Annotated in this window: 26 protein-coding genes; 12 read left to right on the top strand and 14 right to left on the bottom strand. The window is 70.9% G+C overall.

Features of this window, described 5'->3' with window-relative positions:
- Positions 1-833: histidine kinase dimerization/phosphoacceptor domain-containing protein (locus tag GRC12_RS03345; RefSeq protein ID WP_208777202.1), on the bottom strand; the 833-nt coding region annotated here is incomplete at its 3' end.
- 92 nt (positions 834-925) lie between these two features.
- Entirely contained in the window at positions 926-1606 is a 681-nt protein-coding gene (locus tag GRC12_RS03340; protein WP_208777201.1) for a TetR/AcrR family transcriptional regulator, read from the bottom strand.
- Positions 1607-1784: 178 nt separating this feature from the next.
- Between GRC12_RS03340 and GRC12_RS03335 the strand changes: the two genes are divergently transcribed.
- Positions 1785-2234, top strand: a complete 450-nt coding sequence (locus tag GRC12_RS03335; RefSeq protein WP_208777198.1) for a nitroreductase family deazaflavin-dependent oxidoreductase — start codon at positions 1785-1787, stop codon at positions 2232-2234.
- A 55-nt stretch (positions 2235-2289) separates the two neighbouring features.
- Here the strand turns inward: GRC12_RS03335 and GRC12_RS03330 are convergent, their stop codons facing one another.
- Positions 2290-3555: a geranylgeranyl reductase family protein gene (locus tag GRC12_RS03330; RefSeq protein WP_208777196.1), complete on the bottom strand. Its 1266-nt coding sequence runs from the start codon at positions 3553-3555 to the stop codon at positions 2290-2292.
- Between the two features lie 131 nt (positions 3556-3686).
- Here GRC12_RS03330 and GRC12_RS03325 point away from each other — a divergent pair, with 131 nt between their 5' ends.
- The 3 genes from GRC12_RS03325 (at position 3687) to GRC12_RS03315 (ending at position 6867) form a co-directional block, all read left to right on the top strand.
- On the top strand, positions 3687-5042 hold the full coding sequence (locus GRC12_RS03325; protein WP_208777194.1) for a dipeptidase: 1356 nt from the start codon (positions 3687-3689) through the stop codon (positions 5040-5042).
- Between the two features lie 62 nt (positions 5043-5104).
- Positions 5105-5800 (top strand): MBL fold metallo-hydrolase, encoded by a 696-nt coding sequence (locus GRC12_RS03320; protein ID WP_208777192.1) that lies wholly within the window; start codon positions 5105-5107, stop codon positions 5798-5800.
- Between the two features lie 11 nt (positions 5801-5811).
- Positions 5812-6867: a protein kinase family protein gene (locus GRC12_RS03315; protein WP_208777191.1), complete on the top strand. Its 1056-nt coding sequence runs from the start codon at positions 5812-5814 to the stop codon at positions 6865-6867.
- Positions 6868-6898: 31 nt separating this feature from the next.
- Here GRC12_RS03315 and GRC12_RS03310 read toward each other — a convergent pair whose 3' ends face one another.
- Together GRC12_RS03310 and GRC12_RS03305 are read right to left on the bottom strand one after the other, a co-directional pair.
- Positions 6899-7939, bottom strand: a complete 1041-nt coding sequence (locus GRC12_RS03310) for an NUDIX hydrolase (protein ID WP_208777190.1) — start codon at positions 7937-7939, stop codon at positions 6899-6901.
- A gap of 138 nt (positions 7940-8077) precedes the next feature.
- Positions 8078-8281, bottom strand: coding sequence for a hypothetical protein (locus GRC12_RS03305; RefSeq protein ID WP_208777189.1), 204 nt, complete (start codon positions 8279-8281; stop codon positions 8078-8080).
- 78 nt (positions 8282-8359) lie between these two features.
- Between GRC12_RS03305 and GRC12_RS03300 the strand changes: the two genes are divergently transcribed.
- Positions 8360-8698 (top strand): hypothetical protein, encoded by a 339-nt coding sequence (locus GRC12_RS03300; RefSeq protein WP_208777188.1) that lies wholly within the window; start codon positions 8360-8362, stop codon positions 8696-8698.
- A 16-nt stretch (positions 8699-8714) separates the two neighbouring features.
- On the opposite strand, the gene GRC12_RS03295 is transcribed toward GRC12_RS03300, so the two are convergent.
- From GRC12_RS03295 to GRC12_RS03285, 3 genes are read right to left on the bottom strand one after another with little or no spacing between them, the layout of a single operon-like run.
- Positions 8715-9641, bottom strand: coding sequence for a carbohydrate ABC transporter permease (locus GRC12_RS03295; RefSeq protein ID WP_208777187.1), 927 nt, complete (start codon positions 9639-9641; stop codon positions 8715-8717).
- Entirely contained in the window at positions 9638-10555 is a 918-nt protein-coding gene (locus tag GRC12_RS03290; protein WP_208777186.1) for a carbohydrate ABC transporter permease, read from the bottom strand. The genes GRC12_RS03295 and GRC12_RS03290 overlap by 4 nt, the downstream gene beginning before the upstream one ends.
- Before the next feature lie 20 nt (positions 10556-10575).
- Complete coding sequence (locus tag GRC12_RS03285) at positions 10576-11844, bottom strand: ABC transporter substrate-binding protein (protein ID WP_208777208.1); 1269 nt, start codon at positions 11842-11844, stop codon at positions 10576-10578.
- Between the two features lie 268 nt (positions 11845-12112).
- Here GRC12_RS03285 and GRC12_RS03280 point away from each other — a divergent pair, with 268 nt between their 5' ends.
- Positions 12113-14134, top strand: a complete 2022-nt coding sequence (locus tag GRC12_RS03280) for an NPCBM/NEW2 domain-containing protein (RefSeq protein ID WP_208777184.1) — start codon at positions 12113-12115, stop codon at positions 14132-14134.
- A gap of 159 nt (positions 14135-14293) precedes the next feature.
- Here the strand turns inward: GRC12_RS03280 and GRC12_RS03275 are convergent, their stop codons facing one another.
- On the bottom strand, positions 14294-15241 hold the full coding sequence (locus tag GRC12_RS03275; RefSeq protein WP_208777182.1) for an ROK family protein: 948 nt from the start codon (positions 15239-15241) through the stop codon (positions 14294-14296).
- A gap of 234 nt (positions 15242-15475) precedes the next feature.
- On the opposite strand from GRC12_RS03275, the gene GRC12_RS03270 reads away from it, so the two are divergent.
- Complete coding sequence (locus GRC12_RS03270) at positions 15476-16525, top strand: LacI family DNA-binding transcriptional regulator (protein ID WP_208777179.1); 1050 nt, start codon at positions 15476-15478, stop codon at positions 16523-16525.
- A 7-nt stretch (positions 16526-16532) separates the two neighbouring features.
- Positions 16533-17306: a hypothetical protein gene (locus GRC12_RS03265; RefSeq protein ID WP_208777177.1), complete on the top strand. Its 774-nt coding sequence runs from the start codon at positions 16533-16535 to the stop codon at positions 17304-17306.
- A gap of 113 nt (positions 17307-17419) precedes the next feature.
- On the opposite strand, the gene GRC12_RS03260 is transcribed toward GRC12_RS03265, so the two are convergent.
- A complete protein-coding gene (locus GRC12_RS03260; RefSeq protein WP_208777175.1) occupies positions 17420-18724 on the bottom strand; it encodes a DUF6986 family protein in 1305 nt (434 codons plus the stop codon).
- 209 nt (positions 18725-18933) lie between these two features.
- Here GRC12_RS03260 and GRC12_RS03255 point away from each other — a divergent pair, with 209 nt between their 5' ends.
- On the top strand, positions 18934-19875 hold the full coding sequence (locus tag GRC12_RS03255; protein WP_208777172.1) for an endonuclease/exonuclease/phosphatase family protein: 942 nt from the start codon (positions 18934-18936) through the stop codon (positions 19873-19875).
- Positions 19876-19933: 58 nt separating this feature from the next.
- On the opposite strand, the gene GRC12_RS03250 is transcribed toward GRC12_RS03255, so the two are convergent.
- The 4 genes from GRC12_RS03250 to GRC12_RS03235 all read right to left on the bottom strand — a co-directional run bounded on the left by GRC12_RS03250 (position 19934) and on the right by GRC12_RS03235 (position 23100).
- Positions 19934-20896 carry an electron transfer flavoprotein subunit alpha/FixB family protein gene (locus GRC12_RS03250; protein WP_208777170.1) on the bottom strand — a complete coding sequence of 321 codons (963 nt, stop codon included), beginning with the start codon at positions 20894-20896 and terminating at the stop codon, positions 19934-19936.
- A 64-nt stretch (positions 20897-20960) separates the two neighbouring features.
- A complete protein-coding gene (locus GRC12_RS03245) occupies positions 20961-21749 on the bottom strand; it encodes an electron transfer flavoprotein subunit beta/FixA family protein (protein WP_208777168.1) in 789 nt (262 codons plus the stop codon).
- Positions 21750-21968: 219 nt separating this feature from the next.
- Positions 21969-22478 carry a flavin reductase family protein gene (locus tag GRC12_RS03240; protein ID WP_208777166.1) on the bottom strand — a complete coding sequence of 170 codons (510 nt, stop codon included), beginning with the start codon at positions 22476-22478 and terminating at the stop codon, positions 21969-21971.
- Positions 22479-22686: 208 nt separating this feature from the next.
- A complete protein-coding gene (locus GRC12_RS03235) occupies positions 22687-23100 on the bottom strand; it encodes a TlpA family protein disulfide reductase (RefSeq protein WP_208777164.1) in 414 nt (137 codons plus the stop codon).
- 75 nt (positions 23101-23175) lie between these two features.
- Between GRC12_RS03235 and GRC12_RS03230 the strand changes: the two genes are divergently transcribed.
- From GRC12_RS03230 to GRC12_RS03220, 3 genes are all read left to right on the top strand, one after another.
- Positions 23176-23592: a DUF4395 domain-containing protein gene (locus GRC12_RS03230; RefSeq protein WP_208777162.1), complete on the top strand. Its 417-nt coding sequence runs from the start codon at positions 23176-23178 to the stop codon at positions 23590-23592.
- 188 nt (positions 23593-23780) lie between these two features.
- Positions 23781-24509, top strand: coding sequence for a lysophospholipid acyltransferase family protein (locus GRC12_RS03225; RefSeq protein ID WP_208777160.1), 729 nt, complete (start codon positions 23781-23783; stop codon positions 24507-24509).
- A 215-nt stretch (positions 24510-24724) separates the two neighbouring features.
- Complete coding sequence (locus tag GRC12_RS03220; RefSeq protein ID WP_208777158.1) at positions 24725-25456, top strand: class I SAM-dependent methyltransferase; 732 nt, start codon at positions 24725-24727, stop codon at positions 25454-25456.
- Positions 25457-25474: the final 18 nt, after the last annotated feature.

The raw sequence follows: 25474 nt of genomic DNA, 5'->3' as shown, positions 1-25474 counted from the left end.
GGGGCACGCGGGGCGTCTCCGGGGGTGCGCAGGGTGTCGAGGACCTGGCGGACCTCGCCGAGGGCCTCCTTGCTGGCGGCCTTGATGGTGGTCAGCGCGGTGCGGGCCTGCTCGGGGTCGGTGTCGAGGAGGGCGAGGCCCACGCCGGCCTGGACGTTGATCACCGAGATGCTGTGGGCGAGGACGTCGTGCAGCTCGCGGGCGATCCGCAGCCGCTCCTCGTCGGCCCGGCGCCGGGCCGCCTGGGCCCGCTCGGCACGCTCGCGGGCCCACTGCTCGCGCCGGGTGCGGGTGAGCTCGGCCAGCGCGACGATCGCCACCACCCACGCGGCGATCACCCCCTCGCTCGCCCAGGAGGCCGCGGAGTCACCGGAGGGCGGCAGCCACCGGTAGAGCCAGTGCGCCACCAGCATGTGCCCGGCCCACAGCATCGCCAGCGCCGTCCAGGCGGCCCGCCGGTGCCCGGCGACGACGGCACGGAAGCAGGCCACGACCACGGCGAGGAAGACCGGCCCGTACGGATATCCGGCGCCGAGATACACCATCGCGGCCGCCGCCGTACCGAAGACGACCAGCACCGGGTGGCGCCCCCGCCACAGCAGCAGACCCGACGCGACGAGCAGCAGCACGCGCGCGAAGACATCGAGCGAGGCGCGCGAGCCGTGCTGCTGGTGAGCCGCGAACTGGGAGCCGACGAGGACGAGGACGGTGATCACCACGGTGGACCGCCACGGCCACCGCGACCCAGGCTCCTCCCCGCCGCGCCCCGGCCAGGGCGGCCCCTGCCGCCACCACCACGGCGGCCCGGCCCCGCGCACCCGCTGCTCCTCCATGCCCGCCACGCTAGACGCCCGCGGGCCGCCCGAGCGTCAGCCGGGCGGGGTGATCACGGGTACTCCCCGGGAAGTACGCCCGCCGGGCGCGCTCACCGCAGCCCCACCCCCCGCGCGAGCTGCCCCGCCGCGTGCCGGAAGAAGGACTCCCGGTCCTCGACGACCCGGTTGAACTGGCCGAACAGTTCGAAGCCGACCAGGCCGAACAGCTGTGCCCAGGCCGCGACCAGCGCCGCCGACACCTCCGGCGGGAGGTCGGGGGCGATGTCGGCGGCGAGGCGCTCGGCCTCGGGGCGCAGTTCGGCGGAGAGCGGGGGGAAGTGCACGCCCGGTCCCCTGATGGCGTCGCGGACGATGCCGATGAGGACGAGGCCGACGCGGGCGGCGGGCTGGACCGTGGTGTCGGGGGCGATGTAGCCGGGGACCGGGGAGCCGTAGATCAGGGCGTACTCGTGGGGGTGCGCGAGGGACCAGGCGCGTACCGCCTCACAGACGGCGATCCATCGTTCGACCGGCTGGGAGGCGGTGTCGCGGACCGCTTCGGCGGCCTCGCCGATCGAGTCGTAGGCGTCGATGATGAGCGCGGTCAGCAGGTCGTCGCGGCTGGGGAAGTAGCGGTAGAGGGCGGAGGAGACCATGCCGAGCTCACGGGCCACGGCGCGCAGCGAGAGCTTCGCGGCACCCTCCGCGGCCAGCTGTCTGCGCGCCTCGTCCTTGATGGCGGCGGTGACTTCGATCCTGGCTCGGGCGCGGGCGCTGTGTGCGGTGCTCATGGAGGACAGTGTCCCATGGGAACGAGAGCAGTGCACACAGATGTGAGCGGTGCACAAAAAAGAGAGCACTGCTCTTGCACTGGAGCACCGATCGGGTGCAGACTCGTCATCAAGCGAGAGCAGTGCTCACAAAAGCGAGCAGCGCTCTCCCCGCTCTACTCCACGATGGGGGTCCCCAATGTCCACGCACGTCCAGAAGCCCGGCTGGTTCACCGTCAACGTCTTCAACCGCGCCGTCGCCTGGATGACCCGCCGCGGCATCAGCATCTGGGGCTCCCGGGTCCTCGCGGTCCGCGGCCGCAAGAGCGGCGAGTGGCGGACCACCCCCGTCAACCTGCTGGTCGTGGACGGACAGCAGTACCTGCTCGCGCCGCGCGGGCACGTCCAGTGGACGCACAACATGCGCGCGGCCGGCGGCGGCGAGCTGCGCCTGGGCAAGCACGTGGAGGTCTTCACCGCCACCGAGGTCGCCGACGACGACAAGGTCCCCCTGCTGCGCGCCTACCTCAAGCGCTGGAAGGCCGAGGTCGGCGTCTTCTTCGGCGGCGTCGGCCCCGACTCCCCCGACACCGACCTGCGCCGCATCGCCCCCGACCACCCGGTCTTCCGCATCGAGACCGCCAAGTGACCACGCCCTCCGCGGCGCGCGGCCTCCGAGCCCGCCCGGGGGCCTCGGATCACCGTCAGGAGCCGACCTCGGTGGTCTCCGCCTCCGTGGTCTCCACCGGCTCGGCGGTCACCGGGCGGCGGTCCAGGGCGGTCAGGGCCCGCTGGGCGAAGGGGTGGGTGCGGACGAGCTCGCCCAGGGACGTCGCTCCCTGCGTGATCTCCTTGAACGCGTTCCACGCGGGCCGGAAACCGGTCAGCGCCGCGTGGAAGAGGCCCGGGCGGCGTTCGAACGCGATCAGCATGCGCTTGCCGACGCTCATCTCGACGCCGAGCCCGGCCTTGATCGCGAACGCGTAGTTCAGCGCCTGGCGCCGGGCGTCCACCGCGTCGTGCGCCTCGGCGATCCGCACCGCCCACTCGCCGGCGAGCCGGCCCGAGCGCAGCGCGAACGAGATGCCCTCGCGGGTCCACGGCTCCAGCAGCCCGGCCGCGTCCCCGCACACCAGCACCCGCCCCCGCGACAGCGGGGAGTCGTCGGCCCGGCACCGGGTCAGATGCCCCGAGGAGATGCTGGGCTCGAAACCGGCGAGCCCGAGCCGGCCGACGAACTCCTCCAAGTACCGCTTGGTGGCGGCGCCCTCGCCCCGCGCCGAGATCACACCGACCGTCAGCGTGTCCCCCTTGGGGAACACCCAGCCGTAACTGCCGGGAATCGGCCCCCAGTCGATCAGCACCCGCCCCCGCCAGTCCTCGGCGACGGTCTCCGGCACCGGGATCTCCGCCTCCAGACCGAGGTCGACCTGGTCGAGCTTGACCCCGACGTGCGCCCCTATCCGGCTGGCGCTGCCGTCCGCGCCGACGACGGCCCGCGCGAGCAGCGTCTCCCCGCCCTGCAGGACCACCGCGACCGTGCGCCGGTCCGGCACCGCCGAGCCGTGCTGCTCGACCCGCTGCACGGTGACGCCCGTACGCAGCTCGGCGCCCGCCTTCTGGGCGTGCTCCACCAGCTGCTGGTCGAACTCCGGGCGGTTGATCAGCCCGAACAGCATCTGCTTGGAGCGGCGGGTACGGGTGAAGCGGCCGTTGTTGGAGAAGGTGACCGCGTGCACCCGGTCCCGGAAGGGCAGCTCGAAACCGGGCGGCAGCGCGTCGCGCGAGGGGCCGATGATGCCGCCGCCACAGGTCTTGTAGCGGGGCAGCTCGGCCTTCTCCAGCAGCAGCACGCGCCGCCCCGCGACCGCCGCCGCATAGGCGGCCGAAGCCCCCGCGGGTCCCGCGCCCACCACGACGACGTCCCACACCCGCTGCACGTCGTCCGCCGAAGAGTTGTCGCCGCTCACGATGGTCCGCTGCTCCGATCAAGGCTAGGCCGCACCTGTCCCCCGCATCCTACGGCGGACGTCGCCGCAGGCCACTGTGGGAGGATCCCCATATCCACACGTACAACGTCGCACCCACGAGGAGCGTGCCCATGTCGTCGAAATCGGTCGCCGAGACCGTCGCCTCGCTGATGCCGCGGGCCAAGAGCGAGCTCGCGGAGCTGGTGGCCTTCAAGTCGGTGGCGGACTTCGACCAGTTCCCCCGCAGTGAGAGCGAGGGCGCCGCGAACTGGGTCGCGGACGCCCTGCGCACCGAGGGTTTCCAGGACGTGGCGGTGATCGACACCCCCGACGGCACGCAGTCCGTCTACGGCTGCCTGCCCGGCCCCGAGGGCGCCAGGACCGTCCTGCTCTACGCCCACTACGACGTGCAGCCGCCGCTGGACGAGACGGCGTGGACGAGCCCGCCGTTCGAACTGACCGAGCGGGACGGCCGCTGGTACGGGCGTGGGGCCGCCGACTGCAAGGGCGGCGTGATCATGCACCTGCTCGCGCTGCGCGCCCTGAAGGCGAACGGCGGCGTCCCGGTGCACGTCAAGGTGATCGCCGAGGGCTCGGAGGAGATGGGTACGGGCGGTCTCGAGCGCTACGCCGAGGAGCACCCGGAACTGCTCGCCGCCGACACCATCGTCATCGGCGACGTGGGCAACTTCCGCGCCGGGCTGCCGACGGTCACCTCCACCCTGCGCGGCATGACCATGGTCCGCGTCCGGATGGACACCCTGGAGGGCAATCTGCACTCCGGCCAGTTCGGCGGCGCCGCTCCCGACGCGCTGGCCGCGCTGATCCGCGTCCTCGACTCGCTGCGCGCGGAGGACGGCTCGACGACCGTGGACGGGCTGACCGCCGAGAACCGCTGGGAGGGACTGCAGTACGACGAGGAGCAGTTCCGCCGGGACGCCAAGGTGCTCGACGGTGTGGAGCTGATCGGTTCGGGCACCGTCGCCGACCGCATCTGGGCGCGTCCCGCCGTCACCGTCCTCGGCATCGACTGCCCGCCCGTCGTCGGCGCCACCCCGTCCGTGCAGGCGGGTGCCCGCGCCCTGGTCAGCCTGCGCGTCCCGCCGGGCGTGGACGCGGCCGAGGCGACCAAGCTGCTGCAGGCCCACATCGAGGCCCACACCCCGTGGGGCGCCCGGGTGAGCGTCGAACAGGTCGGCCAGGGCCAGCCCTTCAGCGCCGACACGACCAGCCCGGCGTACGCGGCGATGGCCGAGGCCATGGCGGTCGCCTACCCCGGCGCGCGGATGCAGTACGCCGGTCAGGGCGGCTCCATCCCGCTGTGCAACACCCTCGCCTCCCTCTACCCCGACGCGGAGATCCTGCTGATCGGTCTGAGCGAGCCGGAGGCCCAGATCCACGCGGTCAACGAGAGCGTGTCGCCCGAGGAGCTGGAGCGTCTGTCGGTCGCCGAGGCGCTGTTCCTGCGCAATTACGCCGCGAGCTGAGCCGCTCTGCCGACAGCCGAGGGCCCTCGCCGCCGGGCGGGGGCCCTTCTACGGTCGGCCTCATGGACGTCGTCGAGCTTCTCCCCCGCCTCCATCTCCTCCGCTTCCCCGTCGGCCAGGCGTATCTGTGGCGCGACGGGGAGGAGTTGACGATGATCGACGCGGGCCCGCCGGGCTCGGCGGCGGCCGTCGCGAAGGTCCTCGGCGGACTACGGCGCATCGTGCTGACCCACTTCCACGAGGATCACGTGGGCGGAGCGGGCGAGTTGGCCGCACGGTGCGGCGCGCAGGTGCTCGCCCACCATCTGGACGCGCCCGTCGTACGGGGCGAACTCCCGGGCGCACCCCCGGTGTTGGAGGACTGGGAGCGCCCGGTGCATGCGCGGGCGGCCCGGCGCCTCCCCCGCGTTCCCTGGCCGCGCCCCGCGAAGGTGGGCGAGCTGTCCGACGGTGACGTCCTCGACTTCGGCGGCGGAGCGCACGTCGTCCACGTGCCCGGCCACACCGACGGCAGCATCGCGCTCCATCTTCCGCGCCACCGTGTGCTGTTCACCGGGGACGCGGTGGCCGCCGCCCCGCCCGACGGCACCGTGATGCCCGGCGTCTTCAACCTCGACCGGGCCCGCGCCGTCAGGTCCTTCCACCGTCTCGCGGAGCTCGACTCCGACACGGCCTGCTTCGGGCACGGGGATCCGGTGATCGGCCACGCGGCCACCACACTTCGCCGATCGGCGGACAGGTACCCGCTGTCACCCTGACCATGGAGGGCATGTCCGTTGCCGCACGCCGTACCGCTCACGCCGAGATCGCCACCGCCCTGTCCCTGCTCGGCGACCGCGAGCTGGCGGACCTGGTCGAGTCGGGGACGCCCCTCGGTGTCGGGATCGGCGGACGCTCGACGCTGGTCGAGGTGGCGGGCCGGCGGGTGTTCGTGAAGCGGGTGCCGGTCACCGACGTCGAGTTGCGGCCCGAGAACGCCCGCTCCACCGGGAACCTCTTCCAGCTGCCGCCGGGCTGCCACTACGGCACCGGCCGCAGCCCGGGCTTCGGCGCCTGGCGTGAGCTGGCCGCGCACGCCATGACGACGAACTGGGCGCTGGCCGACCGCTTCCCGGGGTTCCCGCTGATGCACCACTGGCGGGTGCTGCCGGACGCCGTGCGGCCGCTTCCCGAGGAACTGGCCGACGTGGAAGGGACGGTCGCGTACTGGGGCGGCTCACCCCAGGTCCGCGAGCGCCTCGACGCCCTGCGCACGGCGGCCTCCAGCCTCACCCTGTTCCTGGAGTACGTCCCGCACACCCTCCACGACTGGTTCGACGCACGGGTGCGTACCGGGGAGGCGGATCGCACCTGCGCCCGGGTGGACGAGTGGCTGCGTGAGGTGACCGCCTTCCTCCGGGACCATGAACTCCTGCATTTCGACGTGCACTTCCAGAACATCCTCACCGACGGCGACCAGTTCTACCTCTCCGACCACGGCCTCGCCTTCGGCCCCCGCTTCCGGCTCGCCCGGCAGGAGCGCGCCTTCTTCGACCGGCACCGCGACTACGACCTCGCCTACTCCCGGGCGTACCTGGTGAACTGGCTCGTCACCGCCCTGTACGGCTACGACCGGCAGGAGCGGGAGGCCTTCGTACGGGCCTGCGCGGTCGGGGCGCACGCCGACGGCGTCCCCGAGGCGGCCGCCGCGATCATCGCGCGGGACGCCACGCTCACCGCCGTCTTCAACGGCTTCCTCGGCCGGCTGCGGACCGAGAGCAGGCTCACCCCCTACCCGTACGAGGAACTCCGCCTCGCCTACAACAGCTCCACGTTCTCCGCGTAGTGGCAGGCGCCCGGTGGCCCGGAGGTGGGCTTCAGCCCATCGGGACGCCCGCCTCCAGATACAGCGCCGCCCCGCGCTCGCGGGCCCGCAGCGCCCAGCGCAGCCGCTCGTAGCGCACCGGCGGCAACAGGTCGGCGGCCTCGGCCTCGCTGACGAACCGCCACTCACGCAACTCCGGCCCCGGCAGCAGCAACCGGGCCGCCTCCGCGGAGTCGAGGCGGCCGCCGTCGAACAGCAGCCGCAGCCCGCCGAATCCCGGCGGCACGGGCGCCTCCCAGTCGACGACCAGCAACCGCGGCACGTCGACGAGGTGGATCCCGGTCTCCTCGGCGACCTCGCGCATACCCGCGCGGGCGGGCGCCTCGCCGGGTTCGACGACCCCGCCGGGGAACTCCCAGCCGGGCTTGTAGGTGGGGTCGACGAGGAGGAAACGGTCCTGCTCGTCGAAGAGCAGGACGCCGGCCGCGAGGGTCTCGGCGGTGGGTTCGGGGGTCTGTACTATGTCACATTCCACTGCCTCCCCCGACCTGACCGCCTCCGCGATCCGCACCGCCGTCTCGTACGGCGTCAGCGTGCCGTTGTCGACGGGATAGGCGTCCGCCGTGAGCCAGGAGTCGAGGGCGCCGCGGTACGGCTCGATGTGGTCGTACGACCACTGCCGTACGCGTATCTCGCCGTCGGGGAGGTCGGGCGGGACCTCCCGGGTGGCTATACGCTCCCGCAGGATCGTTTCGGCCGGGGTGAGGAGGACATGCCGGACGCCGATCCTGCGGGCGGCGAGGCCGCCGAAGATCTCGTCGCGGTACTCCTGGCGCAGCAGGGTCATGGGGACCACGAGGGTTCCGCCGAGCTCGGCGAGCAGGGCGGCCGCCGTGTCGATCACCATGCGCCGCCAGATCGGCAGGTCCTGGTAGTCACCGACCTCGGCGAGGTGCTTGGCAGGCAGCAGGTGTGTCAGTCCCCCGCCGATGACCTCGGGGTCGAAGAGCGTGCTGTTCGGGATCAGTTCGATCAGCTCCCGTGCGGTGGTCGTCTTTCCCGCACCGAACGCGCCGTTGATCCAGACGATCACGGACTCCCCCTCTTGTGTTGGCCCCCTGAGGCTTGCCCGCTTCACCCTGCCACGGAAACCAGCCCCAGTTGAGGGCGCACATGAGGGGGCGCCGGTGCCCCTGTCCGGGGGCGCCGGCGCCACGGTCCGCCGTCGGTGTCAGCCGAGGGCCTTGCCGGTGTCGGCGAGGCTGTCGTCGCCGACGGTGTGGGTGACCGTGTCGACGACCCCCTCGGGGCTCAGGTCGCCCAGGGTCTGGTGGTCACCGAGGACCTGGTGGTCGCCGCTGTGCGAGGGGCTGATCGCCGCGACGACGAAGCCGGTGGCGAGGGAGGCGATGGCCATCATGCTGCGCTTCTTCATGACCGGATCAACTGCCGGAGACGGATCGGGGTCACGCATCCTGGGCATGTCCGGTGAGGAGACGCGGCGGGAGGACGCATGGACGGCACGGACGGGCACATCCATGTCGACACGAGGATGCTCCGCGACGGCCCGGACGTACGCGGCATGCTGGCGGCCACCTTCGGCCTGGTGGGGGACCCGCCGAGCACGGTGACCACGGGCTGCGGGCAGCGGGTGCCGTACGCCATGACCTCTCGGCGGCCGGAGAGCGTCACGTGTCTGCCCTGCCGCGAGCACGCGGCGGTCGAGCATCTGCGGCAGGCCGAACGGCTCGAACGTCTGGCGGGCTCGCCCGGGACGACCGTCCCCGGGGAGCAGGTACGGCGGGCCGCGGACCGTCTGCGTGACCTCGCCCGGAGGTTCGCGGACGGCTGACCGCGGCCCGCCGGGCTCACCCCTTGGTCGAGCCCAGGGTCAGTCCCGCGATGAAGTGCCGCTGGAGCAGCAGGAACACCAGGATGGTCGGGAGCGCGACGAGGACCGAGCCCGCGGCCAGGAGGTTGTAGTCCGTGAAAAATTGCCCCCTGAGGTTGTTCAGGGACGACGTGATCGGCAGTTTGTCCGGGTTGGAGATGAAGATCAGGGCCCAGAGGAAGTCGTTGTAGATCCAGGTGAACTCCAGCGTCGCCAGGGCCGCCAGGGCCGGGCGGCACAGGGGCAGGGTGATACGCCAGAACTGGGTCCACACGCCCGCGCCGTCGACGATCGCCGCCTCCAGGATCTCCTGGGGCAGCGTGCGCATGAAATTGGCGAGGACGAAGACGCAGAAACCCACCTGGAAGCCGATGTTGACGATGATCACGGCCCAGTAGGAGTCGTACATCGTCAGTGAGTCGGACATCCACCAGGGCAGCGGGATCTTGTTGAACAGCACGTACAGGGGCGTCACGATCACCTGCTGCGGCAGCAGGTTGCCCGCCGTGAAGAACATCAGCAGCACGATCCCGCCGCGCAGTCTCAGGCGGGAGACGGCGAAGGCGACGAAGGCGGCCAGGAACAGCGTCACGACGACGGCCGGTACGGCGATCATCAGCGTGTTGGTGAAGTACTTGCCCATGCCGGACTCGGTGTAGGCCCGGCGGTAGTAGTCGAAGGACAGGTGCTTCGGCCAGGAGAGGTAGCCGTGCTGCGCCGTGTCCTCGTACGGGCGCAGACTCGCGTAGACGGCGAGCAGCAGGGGCGCGAGGAACGCGAGGGAGACCGCCGTCAGGAAGATGTGCACGCCCCAGCGACCGCGTCGGCGGCGGGACTTCACGGGCGGGGCCGGGTCGGGGGCCGTGCGGGGCACGGGTGCGGTGGTGCGGATGTCTGCGGTCATCGCTCGCGCGCACCTCGCAGCTCCTGGACCAGGAACGTCACGATGAATCCCAGCGACACGACGAGCAGCACGACGGCGATCGCGGAACCGAAGCCGATGCGGCTGGCCTCGCCGATGATGTTGTCGGTGATGAGAACGGAGAGCAGTTCCAGTCCGTTGCGGCCCTTGTTGACGGCGTAGACGATGTCGAAGGCCCTCAGCGCCTCGATCACCGTGATGACGCCGACGATGACGTTGACCGGCCGCAGGGTCGGGAAGACCACGCGGAAGAAGGTCTGGCGCTCGTTCGCGCCGTCGATGGCGGCCGCTTCCTTGAGCGCGGGATCGACGGACTTCAGGCCGGCCAGGTAGAGGATCATCACATAGCCGACGTGCCGCCAGCCGGCCGCGATCATGATCATCCAGAGGTTGAGGTGCGAGTCGCCCAGCCAGTCGATCGGATCGTCGTGGTTGTTGAGGATGGTGTTGATCACGCCCTGGTCGGTGCCGAGGATCAGCTGGGCGATGAAGCCGACGATCGCGAGCGAGAGCACCACCGGCAGGTAGATGACGGACTGGTAGAAGCGGCTGAAGCGGACGCCCCGGTCGATCAGCACGGCCAGGAAGAGGCCGAAGGGCGTGGCGATCAGGCCGAGGAAGAGCAGCCACATGACGTTGTGGCGGACGGCCGGCCAGAAGGGCGGGTAGTTGTCCGCCAGGTTCCGGTAGTTGTCCAGGCCGACCCAGTGGATGTCGCCGATGCCGTCCCAGGCGGTGAAGGACAGGCCGATCGAGGCGAGGGTCGGGCCCCAGACGATGGCGAGGTCGAGCAGGATCGGGATGCCGAGCAGCACGCCGAGGACGACGGCGTCGCGACGGGTGAACCGCCGCAGGCGCCGCCGTCGTCCGGCGCGTCGCGGGAAGGTGAGCGCCACGGAAACCTGTCCCCCAGTGATCAGCCGACGGGCTGCGAGAAGATGGACTTCTTCTGCCGCTCGATGCTGTTGCACAGCCCGTCGACGTCCTTCGGGTTGCCGATGAAGTCCTGGATCGACTGGATCATCACGGTCGACGCGAAGTCGGGGCGGGTGTCGCGGTCCAGGAACTGCGAGATCTGCTTCGCCTGCGAGACGAGTTGTGCGGACTTCTTCTGCAGGGCGCTGTAGTGGGAGGTGTCCGCGCCGGAGTTGACGGCCACGTTGTTGGGGTCGTAGGTGAGGTAGGTGTCCTCGGCCTCCGGCTTGCCCAGCCACTTGAGCAGGTCCTTCGCGCCGGTGAGGTTCTTGGACTTCTTCGCGACGAGGAACCCGTCGATGGGGGCCTCGACGGCGTCCTGGCCCCACTGCGGGTCGATCTCGGGGAAGGCGAAGAAGTCGATGTCGTCCCGCTCGTTCTCGGGGAACTGGGTGCCGGGGTGCGGCATGCCGAAGACGGCCATGCCGGTCTTGCGCTGCTGCAGGCTCTGCCCGGCCTCCTCCCAGGTCCGGCCGAGGGCGCCCTTCTGGTAGTACGGCATGAGTTCGCGCCAGGTGTCGAAGACGTTCTTCACCTTGGTGTCGGTCCACGATTCCTCGCCCGCCATCAGGGACTTGTGGAAGTCGTAGCCGTTCAGCCGCAGATTGATGTAGTCGAAGGTGCCCATCGCGGGCCAGCCGTCCTTGTCGCAGAAAGCGACCGGATTGCCGTCCTTCTGCATCTGTTTGGCCAGGGCGATGAAGTCGTCCCACTTGGCGGGCTGTTGATACCCCTTCTGCTGGAAGAGGCTCTTCCGGTGGAACACCGCCCACGGATAGTAGTAGTACGGCACGAAGTACTGCTTGCCGTCGTGCGTGGACTGCGCCTTCAACGCGTCCGAGAATCCCGAGAACGTCTTCCAGACATCGCTGATCTCGGTCAGCAGGCCTTTCTCCGCGAAGTACTGCATGCGGTATCCGGCGAACCACATGAAGACGTCGTCGGGGGTGCCCTGCAGATAGCGGTTGATGTTCTCCTGGAAGTCGTTGTGGTCCTTGGTGTTGACCTTCACCTTCTTCCCGGACTTCTTCTCGTAGGCCTGGAAGGCGGCGGCGTACGCCTTCTTCGGTACGGCGTCCGAGGCGTTGGAGCCGACGGAGACCTCCTTCTTGTCGCCGCCGGGTCCGCTCCCGCACGCCGACAGCAGGGCGGGCAGTGTCACCGCGCCGGCACCGAGGGCCGCACCGCGTAAGAGATTTCGCCGGGACATCCGATGACCTGCCTGGTCATTGGACTGGGCCAACCGGTCGAACGATGACTGCGCCATGTCCCCCTCCTCGGGTTGCCACCCCACACAACCGAACGCGTGGTTTGGATCTCACCTCCGTGTGGCCTTGGCGTCAAGGGTTCTGACGGGATACCGAACAACCGTTACCTCATCTCTTCCAACACAGTCCGACACGACTTACCGTAAACGCGCACCGATGACGAGGACATGATGTCCTCCTACCTTTCGCGTGTTCGGAGGAAACGTAACGATGCGTCACCTTCACCCCCGCACAACCCGCCGAAGAGTGGTCGGAGCGTTCGCCGCGGGCCTCCTGTGCGCGGCCGGACTCGCGGCGCCGGCCCTCGCGGCACCCCCCGCCGGACCCGCCGCACCCACCCTGGCGGACGGTCTCGCCCTCACCCCGCCGATGGGCTTCAACAACTGGAACTCCACGCACTGCCGTGCCGACTTCAACGAGTCCATGGTCAAGGGAATCGCGGACATCTTCGTCGAGAAGGGCCTCAAGGACGCCGGCTATCAGTACGTCAACCTCGACGACTGCTGGGCGCTGCCGAACCGGGACGACAACGGCAGGCTCGTCCCGGATCCGGTCCGCTTCCCCGACGGGATCAAGGCGGTCGCGGACTATGTGCACTCCAAGGGACTCAAGCTCGGGATCTACACCAGCGCGGGCACCAAGACCTGCAACAGCGCCGGTTTCCCGGGGGCGCTCGGCCATGAGTACAGCGACGCCCAGCAGTTCGCGGACTGGGGCGTCGACTACCTCAAGTACGACAACTGCAACAACCAGGGTGTGGACGCCAAGTTGCGCTACACGACCATGCGGGACGCCCTCAAGGCGACCGGCCGGCCCATCGTCTACAGCATTTGCGAATGGGGCCAGAACAAACCGTGGGAATGGGCCGCCGACGTGGGCCATTTGTGGCGCACCACCGGTGACATCAGTGACAACTGGGGCTCGATGCTGGGGATTCTGAAGAAGAACCTGCCGCTCGCGCCGTACGCCGGCCCCGGGCACTGGAACGACCCGGACATGCTGGAGGTCGGCAACGGCGGCATGACCGACACCGAGTACCGCACGCACTTCTCGATGTGGTCGATCATGGCCGCGCCGCTGCTCATCGGCTCCGACCTGCGCAAGGCCACTCCGGCGACCTTCGACATCCTCGACAACAAGGAGGTCGTCGCCGTCGACCAGGATCCGCTGGGCAAGCAGGGCACGGTCGTCTCCTCCGAGGGCGGGCGCTGGGTCGTCGCCAAGGAGATGAAGGACGGCAGCCGCACGGTGGCCCTCTTCAACGAGTCCGACTCCGCCCAGCACATCGCCACCACCGCCGCGGCCGTCGGCCTGCCCGAGGCTCCCGCCTACACCCTGCGCGACCTGTGGCAGCACCGCAGTTACAACACCGCGGGCACCATCTCCGCGACCGTCCCGGCGCACGGCACGGTCCTGGTACGGGTCTTCGCCGACCGCGCCTGGGCGCTGCACCCGCCCGCCGTCGAAACCGGCCTGGACGGCAGCCCGTTGCTCGAGGCGGGCGAACCGGCCGCGCTGACCACGGTCGTGACGGACCTGGGCCGCACCCCCGCAACCCTCGTGTCCGCCGGCCTCACGGGACCCGACGGCTGGACCGTCCGCGCGACCTCCCCGGCCAAGGCCCTCGTCCTGCCGACCGGCCGCTCCCTGCGCACCAAGTGGTCGGTCACCGCACCACCGGGGACGCCGACGGGGTCGTACGCGCTGAACCTCAAGGCGAGTTACCGCTCGCCGACCGGTGCCCGCGTCGACAGCGCGGTCCCGCTGACGGTGTCCGTCGTCGTGCCTCCGCCCGCGGGCACCTCGTCCCTCGGCGATCTGCCGTGGCTGTCGGCCACCAACGGCTACGGGCCGGTCGAGCGCAACACCAGCAACGGCGAGAGCAAGGCGGGCGACGGGCATCCGATCACCCTCGGCGGCGTGGTGTACGCCAAGGGGCTCGGTGTCCACGCGGACGGCGACGTCGAGTTCTACACCGGCAAGACGTGCGCCACGCTCACCGCGGACGTCGGCGTGGACGACGAGAAGGGCGCCAAGGGCACCGTCGCCTTCGAGGTGTGGGCCGACGGGACCAAGGTCGCCTCGACCGGCGTCCTGACCAACGCGATGCCGGCCCAGCCGCTCACCGCGGACGTGACCGGTGCCCAGGTGGTCCGTCTGGTCGTCACCGACGGCGGCGACGGCAACGACTCCGACCACGCGGACTGGGCGGACGCACGGCTGACCTGCTGATCCCTCGTGGGGCTCCTACGGCGGAGGGGTGAGCCGCTGCTGCCGCGGGCAGGGCCGCCCACAAGGCGTTCAGGCGGGCCGCTGAGCCCGCTCGGGGAGTTCACGGCCCCCGCCTGAACGTTCCTGCCCTCCGAGGCCCTGAGAGCGCCCCCTGGGCGCTCAGACCGCGGCCGCGTCCGCCCGCTTGGCGAGCGCGGCCGCGGCCGCTCCCACCAGTCCGGCGTCGGTGCCCATCTGGGCCGGTGTGATCTCCAGCCGCTGCACGAAGGAGAGGGTCGCGTAGCTGCGGAGGGCCTTGCGCAGCGGGGTGAACAGCACGTCGCCCGCCTTGCCCACGCCCCCGCCGATCACCGCGATGTCGATCTCGACGAGGGTCGCGGTGGCCGCGATCCCGGCGGCGAGCGCCTGCGCCGCCCGCTCGAAGGAGGCCAGGGCGACCGGGTCGCCGGCCCGGGCGGCGGCGGCCACGGCGGCCGCCGACGTGTCACCGTCCGGGCCGGGCACCCAGCCGTTCTCGATCGCACGGCGGGCGATGTTCGGTCCGCTGGCGATGCGCTCCACGCAGCCGCGCGAACCGCACGGGCACGGATCCCCGTCGAGGTCCACGCTGATGTGGCCGATGTGGCCCGCGTTGCCCGTGGGGCCGGGGTGGAGTTGACCGTTCAGGACGAGTCCGCCTCCGACGCCGGTGGAGACCACCATGCACAGCGCGTTGTCGTGGCCGCGGGCCGCGCCCTGCCAGTGCTCGGCCGCCGTGATGGCCACGCCGTCGCCGATCAGCTCGACCGGCAGACCGCCGGCCGCGTCCCGCACCCGCTGGACCAGCGGATACTCGCGCCAGCCCGGGACGTTGACCGGGCTGACGGTGCCCGCGGAGGCGTCCACCGGTCCGGCGCTGCCGATGCCGAGGGCCGTGGCGTGCCCCCACAGGGGCGAGGCGGTGAGTTCGCCCAGGACGTCCGCCACGGCGCCCATCACGGTCTCGCCGTCCTGCTGCGCGGGCGTCGCGCGCTGGGCGCGCACCACGATCTGGCCGTGGCCGTCCACCAGCGCCCCGGCGATCTTGGTGCCGCCGATGTCCAGCGCGGCCACGAGGTCGGTCTGCATCTGTGTCGGATCTCCCGGTCAACCAATCGGATCCCCGTCGGCGCGGGGGAGTTCCCCCTCCGCCACGGAGAAGTGCGGGCCGGTCTGGCGGTGGGGACGCAGGCCGGAGATTGCGTTGTACAGTGTCTCTCGCATATGACAACGTTGTCCAGGCTCTATGCTCGACGCCACATCCTCATACAAACTCATGGTCCGACGCATCCCCATGGACGAGACAGGACAGGACAGCGCATCGTGCCCGAGACCGCCCGCCGTACAGACCGCCTTTCCGGGAGCCGTTACGGCAACCGTCCGACCATGAAGGACGTTGCCGCGCGCGCCGGAGTCGGGCTGAAGACCGTCTCCCGCGTGGTCAACGGCGAGCCCGGCGTCACCCCCGAGACGGAGCGCCGGGTGCAGGAGGCCATCGACGCGCTGGGCTTCCGCCGCAACGACAGCGCGCGCGTGCTGCGCAAGGGCCGTACCGCCAGCATCGGACTGGTCCTGGAGGATCTCGCCGACCCGTTCTACGGCCCCCTCAGCCGCGCGGTCGAGGAGGTGGCCCGCGCGCACGGCGCCCTGCTGATCAACGGCTCCAGCGCGGAGGACCCCGACCGTGAGCAGGAGTTGGCGCTGGCGCTGTGCGCACGGCGGGTGGACGGGCTGGTGGTGATCCCGGCCGGGGACGACCACCGCTATCTGGAGCCGGAGATCAAGGCGGGCGTCGCGATGGTGTTCGTGGACCGTCCGGCCGGGAAGATCGACGCGGACGTCGTCCTGTCGGACAACTACGGGGGCGCCCGGGACGGCGTCGCCCATCTGATCGCCCACGGCCACCGCCGGATCGGGTTCATCGGTGACATGCCCCGCATCCACACCGCCGCCGAGCGCCTGCGCGGCTACCGGGCCGCCATGGAGGACGCGGACATCGAGGTGGCGGACGCCTGGATGTCCCTGGGCGTCACGGATCCGCAGCGGGTGCGGCGGGCGGCCGAGGAGATGCTGTCCGGGCCGGACCCGGTCACGGCGATCTTCACGGGCAACAACCGGGTCACCGTCACCGCGGTACGCGTCCTCGCCGAACACAAGCGCCCGGTCGCCCTCGTCGGCTTCGACGACTTCGAGCTCGCCGATCTGCTCCAGCCGGGCGTCACGGTCGTGGCGCAGGACGCGGCGGCACTCGGCCGTACCGCCGCGGAGCGGCTCTTCCGCCAGCTGGACGGCGACCTGATCACGCCGGAGCGCATCGAGCTGCCCACCCGGCTGATCACCCGCGGATCGGGCGAACTGCCGCCGGCGGACTGAGTCAGCCATGCGGGAGCGAACACTCGAAGCGCTGGGCCTGGCGAAGGCCCCGCGCGACCATCCCCTGCTCTACCCGGGCGCGTGGCCCACGGAGTCCGGACTGCTCTCCGGCGACCATCTGCTGCCGCTGGACCGGCTCGTGCACGACGAGGACCGCGTGCCGGTCCTGGCGGTGGGTTCCAACGGCTGCCCCGGCCAACTGCGCGCCAAGATGGCCGAGTCGGGGATCACCTCGCCCGTCCCGATGGTGAAGGCGTACGTCACCGGGATCGACGTCGGCGTCTCCGCGCACGTCAGCCGCCTCGGGTATGTCTCGGCGGCCCCGTTCCTGGCACCGGACACTGTGCGGGAGTTGTTCGTGACGTGGCTGGACGCCGAGCAGCTGGCGGTGATCGACGCGAGCGAGGGCGTACCGCTGCCGTACGGCAACTTCCGGCGGGCCTGGCTGCCGTCACCGGAGGTGGCGATCGAACTGGAGGACGGCACGCGGCTGCCCGGCGTGTACGTCTACGTCAACCGGCGCGGGGTCCTGCACAACGGCACCCCGGCGCCACGGACCCATCCCGGACAGCGGGAGCTGCTGACCGAACTCCTCGTGGGATCGGCCCGCTTGAGGGACCTGTTCGGTGTGACGCCCGAGGAGTTCTGTGCACGGGCCCGTGCGGATGTGCGGCTGTGCGAGCGGGGCACCCGGGTGTTCGCCGAGGAGAAGCTGGTCACGGCCTCGGGGCTGGAGCGGTACGTGCGCGATCAGCAGACCGGGAGCCCGGGGACCGGCTGATCGTTGTCGCCGCCCCGGATGTCGTGCACGGCGGCGACCCTGTGATGCCGCACCCGGGCCGCGGCGCGCGCCTCGCGCTGCATTCAGGCGACGGTGACGGCTGTGAGGGTCTGCTACGTGCCGGAGACGGTGAGGTCGCCGCGCCTCGGCGCCGCGAAGCCCTCCAGGTCGGCCCTGGTCAGACCGGTCAGCCGGGCCACTTCGGCGATGTCGAGGGCGCCGCAGTCCAGGCCGCGCAGCAGATAGCCGCTGAGGGCCTTGGCGGTGGCGGGCTCGTCCATGACGTCGCCGTCGACCCGGCCCGCGTACCGGGCGAGCCGGGCGGCGGCCTGCTCGAAGCCCTCGCGGTAGAAGGCGAACACGGCCGCGTACCGGGTGGGGATGTGGCCGGGGTGCATGTCCCAGCCCTGGTAGTAGGCGCGGGCGAGGGCGCGGCGGGTCAGGCCGTAGTGCAGGCGCCAGGCGTCGTGGACCTTCGCCGTCGGGCCGACGGGCAGCACGTTGGTCGAGCCGTCCGAGACACGGACCCCCGTGCCGGCCGCCGCGACCTGCATCACCGCCTTGGCGTGGTCGGCGGCCGGGTGGTCGCTCGCCTGGTGGGCGGCGGAGACGCCGAGACAGGCGCTGTAGTCGAAGGTGCCGTAGTGCAGTCCGGTGGCGCGCCCCTCGGCGGCCTGGATCATCCGGGCGACGGTGGCGGTGCCGTCGGTGGCCAGGACGGCCTGGCTGGTCTCGATCTGGATCTCGAAGCCGATCCGTCCGGCCTCCAGGCCGTGGGCCTTCTCGAACTCCTCCAGCAGCCGTGCGAACGCGGTGACCTGCTCGGCGTACGTCACCTTCGGCAGCGTCAGCACCAGCCCCTGGGGCAGTCCGCCCGCGCGCATCAGGCCGGTGAGGAAGACGTCGAGGGTACGGATGCCCCGCTCCCTTACCGCGGCCTCCATGCACTTCATGCGGATGCCCATGTACGGCGCGGCGGTCCCCTTCTCGTACGCCTCGGAGATCAGCCGGGCCGCGCGAGCCGCCGTCTCGTCCTCCTCGGCGTCCGGGCGGAGTCCGTAGCCGTCCTCGAAGTCCACGCGCAGGTCTTCCACGGGCTCGCGCTCCAACTTGGCGCGCACGCGTGCGTAGACGGGCTCGGCGAGCTCGTCGGACAGACCCAGGACCGCGGCGAAGGAGGGGGCGTCCGGGGCGTGTTCGTCGAGGGCGGCCAGCGCCCGGTCGCCCCAGGAGCGGATGGTGTCGGCGGCGAAGACGTCCCCGGGGACGTACACGGTGTGGACGGGCTGGCGGGTGCCGGGGTCGCCGGGGTAGCGGCGCTCCAACTCGGCGTCGACCGGGGCGAGGGAGGCACTGATCTCCTCGCTGACAGCGCCCGCGAGGCTCGTCGCCACCGTCTCCTGCTGGCCCTGGCCCATCCGATGCCCTCCTGTTTTCCGCTCTACGGAATCAACAATCCGTAGAACGAAGGTATCCGGGCACCTCGGGATGGTCAACACCATGTCCACACCCGGCCACGCCGTCACCTCGGCATGTTCACGCCCCACTCACACCCGGGTATCACACTGCTTGACACACAACTCGCCCCGACGGGCGTTCGTTTGGCCTCGCGACCGAAGGAGCCCCCGTGCCCAACCCGCACCGAGTCCCCCGCCGACTGGGCCTCAAGGCCTTGCTGGCGGCGGCGGTCACCCTCCCCCTGTCCAGCGCGGCCGCGGTCTCCGCCCCGTCCGCCTCGGCGGAGGCGCCCCGGGTCCGCCGCGCCCCGGTGACCGGGCACCGGGTCCCCGATCTGCGCGTGATGACGTTCAACCTGCGGTTCGCCAGCACGGAAGAACCCAACAGCTGGGCCGACCGCCGCCCCGCGATGAGGCGGCTGCTCCGCGCGGCCGCCCCCGATGTCTTCGGCACCCAGGAGGGCCTCTACCGGCAACTGCGCGACATCGAGTCCGATCTCGCCCCGCACTACGCCTGGATCGGCACCGGTCGCGAACGGATCAGCGGAGACGAGTCCACGGCCCTCTTCTACGACACCCGCCGCCTCTCGCCCGTCGAGCACGGCACGTTCGCGCTGTCGGACACCCCGGACGTGCTCGGTTCGGAGACCTGGGGCGGGGACACGCCCCGCACCGCCACCTGGGTGCGGTTCCGCGATCTCAGCGCCGTCGGCCGGGAGTTCATCGTCCTCAACACCCACCTCGACAACGCGAGCCAGCACGCGCGCGAACGGGCCGCCTCCCTCATCGTCCAGCGGATCGCCCGGCTCCGCGGCGCGCTGCCGGTCGTGGTGACGGGCGACTTCAACGCCTACGCGCATGCCAACCGCGCCTACGACACGATGGTCGGCACCGGACTCGTCGACGCCTGGGACGCGGCGGCCCGGCGCGGGCCGCTGTATGGGACGTTCCATCCCAGGTACCGGCCGCCGCAGCCGAACGGCGAGCGCATCGACTGGATCTTCGTCTCCCCCACCGTCAAGGTCGAACAGGCGTCGATCGACACGTCCTCGCTCAACGGCCAGTACCCCAGCGACCATTTCCCCGTCCAGGTCTCGCTGCGCCTGAAGTGAGACGAGGCCCCCGCGACCGTTCGTGCGGTCGCGGGGGCCTCGTACAGCCGTCCGGTGATCAGCCCTTGCGGGTGTTGATCTCCTCGGTGAGCTGGGGGACGACGTCGAAGAGGTCGCCGACCACGCCGTAGTCGACCAGGTCGAAGATCGGGGCCTCGGCGTCCTTGTTGACCGCCACGATCGTCTTCGAGGTCTGCATGCCCGCCCGGTGCTGGATGGCACCGGAGATGCCGTTGGCGATGTACAGCTGCGGCGAGACGGACTTGCCGGTCTGGCCGACCTGGTTGGTGTGCGGGTACCAGCCCGCGTCCACCGCCGCCCTAGAGGCGCCCACCGCGGCCCCCAGGCTGTCGGCGAGGGCCTCGATGACCGCGAAGTTGTCGGCGCCGTTGACGCCCCGGCCGCCGGAGACCACGATCGCGGCCTCGGTCAGCTCCGGACGCCCGGTCGACTCGCGCGGGGTCCGGCCGGTGACCTTCGTCCCCCTCGCCTGCTCCGAGAAGGTGACCGCGAGGGTCTCGACCGTACCGGCGGCCGCGGCCGGCTCCACCGCGGCGGAGTTGGGCTTGACCGTGATCACCGGGGTGCCCTTCGACACCCGGGAGGTGGTGGTGAAGGACGCCGCGAACACCGACTGGGTCGCCACCGGGCCCTCGTCACCGGCCTCCAGGTCGACGGCGTCGGTGATGATGCCCGAGCCGATGCGCAAAGCCAGACGGGCGGCGATCTCCTTGCCCTCGGCGGAGGAGGGCACCAGCACGGCGGCCGGGGACACGGCGGCCACGGCGGCCTGCAGCGCGTCCACCTTCGGCACCACCAGATAGTCGGCGTACTCCGGCGCCTCGTGCGTGAGCACCTTGACGGCGCCGTGCTCGGCCAGCACATCAGCCGTGTTTTCGGCACCGGCACCAAGGGCGACGGCGACCGGCTCGCCGATACGGCGGGCCAGCGTCAGCAGCTCCAGCGTGGGCTTGCGGACGGCACCGTCCACGTGATCGACGTAGACGAGAACTTCAGCCATGGGATTGCTCTCCTGCGAATTGCGAAGGCTTAAGGGGCGGTGAGGGAGATGAGGCGCGAGGCCCTCAGATGAACTTCTGGCTCGCGAGGAACTCAGCGAGCTGCTTGCCGCCCTCGCCCTCGTCCTTGACGATCGTCCCGGCGGTGCGGGCCGGACGCGCCGCGGCACCGTCCACGACCGTGTACGCCCCGCCCAGACCGACCGCGTCCGCGTCGATCTCCAGGTCCGACAGGTCCCAGGACTCCACCGGCTTCTTCTTCGCCGCCATGATGCCCTTGAAGGACGGGTAACGCGCCTCACCCGACTGGTCGGTCACCGACACCACCGCCGGCAGCGACGCCTCCAACTGCTCGGACGCGGCATCGCCGTCACGGCGGCCCTTGACGGTCCCGTCCGCCACGCTCACCTCCGACAGCAGCGTCACCTGCGGCACCCCCAGCCGCTCCGCGACCAGCGCCGGCACAACCCCCATCGTGCCGTCGGTGGAGGCCATACCGGAGACCACCAGGTCGAAGCCGGCCTTCTCGATCGCCTTCGCCAGCACCAGCGAGGTGCCGATCGCGTCCGTGCCGTGCAGGTCGTCGTCCTCGACGTGGATCGCCTTGTCCGCGCCCATCGACAGCGCCTTGCGCAGCGCGTCCTTGGCGTCCTCCGGACCGACGGTCAGGACCGTGACCTCCACGTCGTCATCGGAGTTCTCGGCAATCTGCAGCGCCTGCTCGACCGCGTACTCGTCCAGCTCGGAGAGCAGACCGTCCACGTCGTCCCGGTCGACGGTCAGGTCATCGGCGAAGTGCCGGTCGCCAGTGGCGTCGGGCACGTACTTCACAGTGACAACGATCCTCAAGCTCACGCCGGCTCTCCTACTGCATCGTCATTTCGGTGCTGCCTCTTTCAGGCAGCATAGGCGCCTCAAGCGGCCGATCCCGATCGGGGCGACCCCGCGCTCCGAGCGAAATATTACTCGCCAGTACACCGAGTTCGTTCCCGCTAAGCAAGCGCTTTGAACTGTGACCTGTGCAACGCAGCGTAATCGGAACTCGACCGCTTCGCAGAGGGAGCCGGCGCCGGATCAGTCCCGCAGGCCGTTGAAGCGCCCCTGGTGATAGAGGAGCGGGCGGCCGGGGCCGGTGGGGTCGCCGAGGGTGACCTCGGCCAGGACGATGCGGTGATCACCCGCGGGCACGCGCGCGACGATCCGGCACACCAGCCAGGCCAGGACGTCATCGAGGACGGGGACGCCCTCGGGCCCCTCGCGCCAGGCGGTGGGCGCCCCGAAGCGGTCGGCGCCGCTCTTCGCGAAGGTGGCGGCCAGCTCCTGCTGGTGGTCGCCGAGGATGTGGACGCCGATGTGGTCGGTCGTGGCTATCGCGGGCCAGGAGGAGGCGCCCAGGCTGATGCCGAAGGAGAGCATCGGGGGTTCGGCGGAGACGGAGGCGAGGGAGGTGGCGGTGAAGCCGACCGGGCCGGCGTCGCCACGCGCGGTGATCACGGCGACTCCCGCCGCGTGCCGGCGGAAGACGGAGCGCAGCAGGTCGGGCGAGGCGAGCTGAGGGGTACCGAGGCCGGACGTGGCCGTCATGGAGTTGTCCTTCTGCGAGAGGGGGCGAGCGGGGTCGTGGCTGCTCAACAGCCCGGACAGCGCGCGCTCGCGTTGCGGACGAGGTCGACGTGGACCCGCCCGTACAGAAGGAGTTCGGTCGGCATGGGGTCAGGCTGACGATAGGTGGTGCGCCCAGTCAAGTACGTTCCGGCATATGGGAGATGCCTCACCGTCCGCATCACAGCCGTCAAACCGCCTCCCCCAGTGCCGCGATGACGTCCGCCTTGCGCGGCTGCCCGGTCGCCCGCCGCACCACCCGGCCGTCGGCGTCCAGGACGAGCACGGTCGGCGTCTTGAGGATGTCGAGTTCGCGTACGAGGTCCAGGTGGTCCTCGGCGTCGATCTCCACATGGGTCACGCCCGGCACCATGCCGGCGACCTCGCCCAGGACGCGCCGGGTCGCCCGGCAGGGGGCGCAGAAGGCGCTGGAGAACTGCACGAGGGTGGCCCGCTCACCCAGTTCCTCGCCCAACTCGGCCACGCCGAGCCGCTTTCCGTCGTCGCGCCCACGCACGCGTACTCTCCCGCTCCGCTGCCGATGCAGCACTCCATAGGCGCCCGCCACCACGAGCACCACCACGCACACCACGAGTCCGGCCATCGACTGCTCCAGCGTTCACGAGACTGCAAAGATTCCCGGCCCCAGGAATCGTGTCCCATGCGGAATGCTTGATTCATGGACATCGATGTGAGGGGCCCTCGCTTCGGGGCGGCCCTGACGACCCTGGTACTGGCCATTGTGCTGATCACCGGGAATGTCTGGCTACTGGCCTGGCAGACGCTGGCGTTCGCGCTGGGCGCCGCGGGCGGGGTGGGCCGGTCGCCGTACGGCTGGCTGTTCCGCACGGTCGTACGGCCCCGGATCGGGCCGCCGACCGAGTTCGAGTCGCCGGAGCCGCCGCGGTTCGCGCAGGCGGTGGGGCTCGTCTTCGCGGGTGTGGGGCTCGTGGGCTTCGCGCTGGGTCCGGACTGGCTGGGGCTGGCCGCGACCGGGGCGGCGCTCGCGGCGGCCTTCCTGAACGCGGCGTTCGGGTACTGCCTGGGCTGCGAGATGTACCTGCTGGTGCGTCGGGTCGGGGTGCGCGCGGAGTAAAGGCGGCGTAAAAGCACGAGGTGGATCACCGGGCGACGTGACGAGGATCTCCGCTGCTGTCCGGAACTTGGACTGGCTCCCCGGCCGTTCTTCGGGCACGATCTGCGAGATGCCGTAAACCTACGGCTGCGTAACTTTCCCGCCGGGAGCGTCCTTCCCAGGCTGAGAAGGAAGGGTCCACCCCGTCCATGGCAGAGCTTGTCTACCGTCCCGTCATCGGTCTCGCACTGACACTGTTCAAGGCGTGGGACCTGAAGATCGACTGCAAGGGATCGGAGAACATTCCGCGCTCGGGCGGTGCCGTGCTGGTGAGCAATCACATCAGCTACCTGGACTTCATCTTCGACGGCCTCGCGGCGCTTCCGCAGAAGCGTCTCGTGCGCTTCATGGCCAAGGAGTCCGTCTTCCGGCACCGGATCTCCGGGCCGCTGATGCGGGGCATGAAGCACATCCCGGTGGACCGCGAGCAGGGCGACGCGGCGTACGCGCACGCGCTGGACTCCCTCAAGTCCGGTGAGGTCGTCGGGGTGTTCCCCGAGGCCACCATCTCGCAGTCGTTCACGCTGAAGTCCTTCAAGTCCGGTGCCGCGCGCCTGGCGCAGGAGGCGGGCGTCCCGCTGGTCCCGATGGCGGTCTGGGGCACCCAGCGGCTGTGGACCAAGGGCCACCCGCGCAACTTCAGGCGCAGCCACACGCCGATCACGATCCGTGTCGGCGAGGCCATCGAGGCCTCCAAGGACAAGTACGCGGGCGCGATCACCCGGCAACTCCGCGAGCGCGTCCAGGAACTGCTGGAGGCCGCCCAGCGCGCCTACCCGGTCCGCCCGAAGGACGCGAACGACACGTGGTGGATGCCGGCCCACCTGGGCGGCACGGCACCGACCCCGGAGGAAGTACGGGCGGCGGAGGCCCACTGAGGGCCCGCCGGAAAACCCACCCACGCCTCGGCGACAACGGCCCCTTGAGTACACCTGACGCCGCCGGGGACGGAGTTTGGCCGGGGCCCGGCCCGAGGCTTCCCGCGTCTGCCCGGCAGTCGGGCACACGGCCGTACACGCCCTCCGCGGCCGCCGCCTGACCTGGGCTTTCCCCTCCTACGGACTTAGGATCCCCGCTTCGGGAAGGGGATCCGATGGACCGACACATACGCACAGTCGAGGACGTACTCCAGCTTCTGGACGGCCTGTTCGCCGCCGGAGGCGACCGATGGACGCCGGACGCCGGCTCGTGGTGGGACGACTTCTACGCGGACCGCTCACGCCGCATTCCGTTCTTCGCCGCGAAGCCCGACGAGAACCTGGTCTCCCACGTCGAGGCCGGACTGCTCACCCCCGGACGCGCCCTCGACCTGGGATGCGGCCCCGGTCGCAACGCGCTGTACCTCGCCTCCCAGGGTTTCGAGGTCGATGGCGTCGACCTGTCGTCCGAGGCCGTCGCGTGGGCCGGGGAGCGGGCCGGCGGGGCGGGTGCCGGGGTCCGCTTTCTTGTGGGAGACGCCTTCGCCCTGGCCGGGACCCGGTTGCGGGGGCCGTACGACCTGGTCTACGACTCGGGGTGCTTCCACCACCTGCCGCCGCATCGCCGGATCAGCTACCTGGCGCTGCTCGATCAACTCCTCGCCCCCGGCGGTCTGTTCGGGCTCACCTGTTTCGCCGCCGGTGCCATGGGGTCCGAACTGCCGGACGCGGCGTTCTACCAACGCGGCCGGCTCGAGGGCGGACTGGCGTACACCCCCGAGGCGTTGCGCGGGCTGTTCGGTGGGATGACGGAGGTCGAGATACGGCGGATGCGCGACGAGCCGGCCGACTCCCCGTACTTCGGCGAACCCTTCCTCTGGACCGCCCTGTTCCGCCGGGCGTACTGACCCTCAGCTAGCGGGCTC

It is taken from the genome of Streptomyces griseorubiginosus, from assembly GCF_017614965.1.
GTDB classification, from domain to species: Bacteria; Actinomycetota; Actinomycetes; order Streptomycetales; family Streptomycetaceae; genus Streptomyces; species Streptomyces griseorubiginosus_B.
This window is presented reverse-complemented; position numbering and strand designations above follow the sequence as displayed.

Coding starts and splice junctions, on each gene's coding strand:
- GRC12_RS03335 (WP_208777198.1), top strand. CDS start 1,785: ATGTCCACGCACGTCCAGAAGCCCGGCTGGTTCACCGTCAACGTCTTC.
- GRC12_RS03300 (WP_208777188.1), top strand. CDS start 8,360: ATGGACGGCACGGACGGGCACATCCATGTCGACACGAGGATGCTCCGC.
- GRC12_RS03230 (WP_208777162.1), top strand. CDS start 23,176: ATGGACATCGATGTGAGGGGCCCTCGCTTCGGGGCGGCCCTGACGACC.
- GRC12_RS03295 (WP_208777187.1), bottom strand. CDS start 9,641: ATGACCGCAGACATCCGCACCACCGCACCCGTGCCCCGCACGGCCCCC.
- GRC12_RS03260 (WP_208777175.1), bottom strand. CDS start 18,724: ATGGGCCAGGGCCAGCAGGAGACGGTGGCGACGAGCCTCGCGGGCGCT.
- GRC12_RS03340 (WP_208777201.1), bottom strand. CDS start 1,606: ATGAGCACCGCACACAGCGCCCGCGCCCGAGCCAGGATCGAAGTCACC.
- GRC12_RS03275 (WP_208777182.1), bottom strand. CDS start 15,241: ATGCAGACCGACCTCGTGGCCGCGCTGGACATCGGCGGCACCAAGATC.
- GRC12_RS03305 (WP_208777189.1), bottom strand. CDS start 8,281: ATGAAGAAGCGCAGCATGATGGCCATCGCCTCCCTCGCCACCGGCTTC.
- GRC12_RS03250 (WP_208777170.1), bottom strand. CDS start 20,896: ATGGCTGAAGTTCTCGTCTACGTCGATCACGTGGACGGTGCCGTCCGC.
- GRC12_RS03220 (WP_208777158.1), top strand. CDS start 24,725: ATGGACCGACACATACGCACAGTCGAGGACGTACTCCAGCTTCTGGAC.
- GRC12_RS03325 (WP_208777194.1), top strand. CDS start 3,687: ATGTCGTCGAAATCGGTCGCCGAGACCGTCGCCTCGCTGATGCCGCGG.
- GRC12_RS03315 (WP_208777191.1), top strand. CDS start 5,812: ATGTCCGTTGCCGCACGCCGTACCGCTCACGCCGAGATCGCCACCGCC.
- GRC12_RS03285 (WP_208777208.1), bottom strand. CDS start 11,844: ATGTCCCGGCGAAATCTCTTACGCGGTGCGGCCCTCGGTGCCGGCGCG.
- GRC12_RS03280 (WP_208777184.1), top strand. CDS start 12,113: ATGCGTCACCTTCACCCCCGCACAACCCGCCGAAGAGTGGTCGGAGCG.
- GRC12_RS03320 (WP_208777192.1), top strand. CDS start 5,105: ATGGACGTCGTCGAGCTTCTCCCCCGCCTCCATCTCCTCCGCTTCCCC.
- GRC12_RS03240 (WP_208777166.1), bottom strand. CDS start 22,478: ATGACGGCCACGTCCGGCCTCGGTACCCCTCAGCTCGCCTCGCCCGAC.
- GRC12_RS03235 (WP_208777164.1), bottom strand. CDS start 23,100: ATGGCCGGACTCGTGGTGTGCGTGGTGGTGCTCGTGGTGGCGGGCGCC.
- GRC12_RS03265 (WP_208777177.1), top strand. CDS start 16,533: ATGCGGGAGCGAACACTCGAAGCGCTGGGCCTGGCGAAGGCCCCGCGC.
- GRC12_RS03225 (WP_208777160.1), top strand. CDS start 23,781: ATGGCAGAGCTTGTCTACCGTCCCGTCATCGGTCTCGCACTGACACTG.